This is a genomic window from Pseudomonas sp. PA-4-8C (assembly GCF_021606625.1).
Taxonomy (GTDB): domain Bacteria; phylum Pseudomonadota; class Gammaproteobacteria; order Pseudomonadales; family Pseudomonadaceae; genus Aquipseudomonas; species Aquipseudomonas lactis.
Map to the genome: position 1 here is coordinate 1 of NZ_WKCD01000494.1, position 1,904 is coordinate 1,904.

At 62.1% G+C, this 1,904-nt stretch carries 2 protein-coding genes and 1 pseudogene; 1 reads left to right on the forward strand and 2 read right to left on the reverse strand.

What is annotated here, in order from left to right; all coding sequences use genetic code 11:
- Positions 1 to 325 (reverse strand): annotated as a pseudogene (locus GIW04_RS30355) (hypothetical protein); the annotation flags it as partial.
- Positions 322 to 1,344, reverse strand: coding sequence for an alpha/beta hydrolase (locus tag GIW04_RS30360; protein ID WP_003190867.1), 1,023 nt, complete (start codon positions 1,342 to 1,344; stop codon positions 322 to 324). The gene GIW04_RS30360 and the pseudogene GIW04_RS30355, both read right to left, overlap by 4 nt.
- 163 nt (positions 1,345 to 1,507) lie before the next feature.
- Between GIW04_RS30360 and GIW04_RS30365 the strand changes: the two genes are divergently transcribed.
- Positions 1,508 to 1,904, forward strand: a 397-nt coding sequence (locus GIW04_RS30365; RefSeq protein ID WP_236479578.1) for an AraC family transcriptional regulator, incomplete at its 3' end; no start/stop codon positions are given.

Below are 1,904 nucleotides of genomic sequence, written 5' to 3' on the forward strand. Positions count from 1 at the left end.
AGCAGTCGTCGAGACGCACACGCATGTCTGCCTTCTCCGACCGCGTCAGGTGTTTATAAGAGCCACTCAGTAAGGTCAAGGCCATCAGCAGGCGCTTGCGATCCATCCGCGCGGCAACCGCCGCGATCACCAGGCTGGTGAGCAGGGCAAACACCCCGGACACGGAAATGCCCTGGCCGGCCTGGCCTTCAGTGATCTGCAAGTCAGCCGCCAGCGGTGTCAGCAGGCTGACCGGCATGAACTCGGAGGCGACCAAGGCAAACGCCGCCAGCGACATCGCCAGCACCGCGCCCCAGCGTTGCGGTTGAGGGGTAACGGAACTCACTGCAAGTGGCTCTGGAAGAAGGTGGAGAGCGTGTCAAACGGGATCAGTTCGACGCGGTCGTAAAGGTCTACATGGCCGGCGTTGGGGATGATCAGCAATTGCTTGGGCTCGGCGGCGCGTTGGTAGGCGTCTTCACTGAATTCTCGGGAGTGCGCGTCGGCCCCGGTAATCAGCAGCAGCGGGCGTGGCGAGATCGTCTCGATATCGTTGAAGGGGTAGAAGTTCATGAACTTGACGTTGCTGGTCAGCGTCGGCCGGGTGGTGGTTTGCGATGAGGCGCCTGCTGGGGTGACTTCGCCGCGCGGGGTACGGTAGAAGTCGTAGAACTCGTCGCCGATCGGATCGCCCGTGAGGCTCTGCGGCGTGCCACCGGTGTAGAGGGTCTCGCCGCCCTGGAATTCTACATAGCGCTGGTTGGCAGCCTGGCGCAGGATCTGCTGGCGCTGTTGCAAGGTCATGCCGTGCTTGAGGCCATTGCGGTTGGCCGCGCCCATGTCGTACATGCTGACCGTGGCGATTGCCTTGAGACGCGGATCGATCTTCGCCGCACTGATCACGAAACTGCCGCTGCCACAAATGCCGATGGCGCCGATGCGTTCCCGGTCGACCTGTGGGCGAGTGCCGAGAAAGTCCACGGCGGCGCTGAAGTCTTCCACGTAGAGGTCGGGCAACACCGCGTTGCGTGGTGTGCCGGCGCTTTGGCCCCAGAACGACAGGTCCAGGGACAGGGTCACGAAACCCTGTTCAGCCATTTTGGTGGCGTAGAGGTTGGCGCTTTGCTCTTTGACGGCACCCATCGGGTGGCCGACGACAAGGGCTGCGTGCTTTGAGCCCGGGGCCAGGTGCTTGGGCACGAACAGCGTGCCTGCGACCTGCATGCCGTATTGATTGTTGAAGGTGACAGGTTCGGCCGTCACTGTGTTGCTGCTGTAGAAGTTATCCGCACCGTTGGACATATCGGCTCCAAATGAAGAAAGAGAAGTCACCAGCAAACCCAGGGCGAGCAAGAGGCGTTTCATAGGGATGTTCCTTGTGAAGTGTCCGCACATTTTCCGGGTGACGGCAGGGCTTCTGTAGTGCATTTGAGTGGATTACTTGCCTGATCCTCTGAGATTCAGTGCCAGGTGACGACGCCCGTGGCTTGCGCGGGTAAAGTGCAATGAAGCATTGAAAGGGTCTGTCATGACGTCCACTCCCACCCCATTGAACGCGCTGATCCAGTCGATTGGTTCGCGCACGCCGTCGCCCGGCGACTACGCCATGCCGATCCCCGGCCTGGGCTTTTATCGGCGTGAGCAACCCGCTGCGCCGGTGGTGTGCATGGTTGAGCCGTGCATCGTGCTGGTGGCCCAGGGCGAGAAGCAGTTGTGGGTGGGCGGCGAGGGCTATCCCTACGACACGTCCCGGTTCCTGGTGACATCGTTGGACATCCCCGCCAATTCCGAGGTGCTGGCGGCCAGCCCCGAGCAGCCGTGCCTGGGGCTGACGTTCAAGCTGGACCTGCGCATGCTCGCCGAGCTGATCGCCCAGGGTGGCTTGCCGCCGGTGCGTGAGCGTGCGGTCATGAAGGGTGTGGGGA

What these genes read in the sequence shown, in the direction of transcription:
- GIW04_RS30360 (WP_003190867.1), bottom strand. Translation starts at nt 1,344, where the DNA reads ATGAAACGCCTCTTGCTCGCCCTGGGTTTGCTGGTGACTTCTCTTTCT.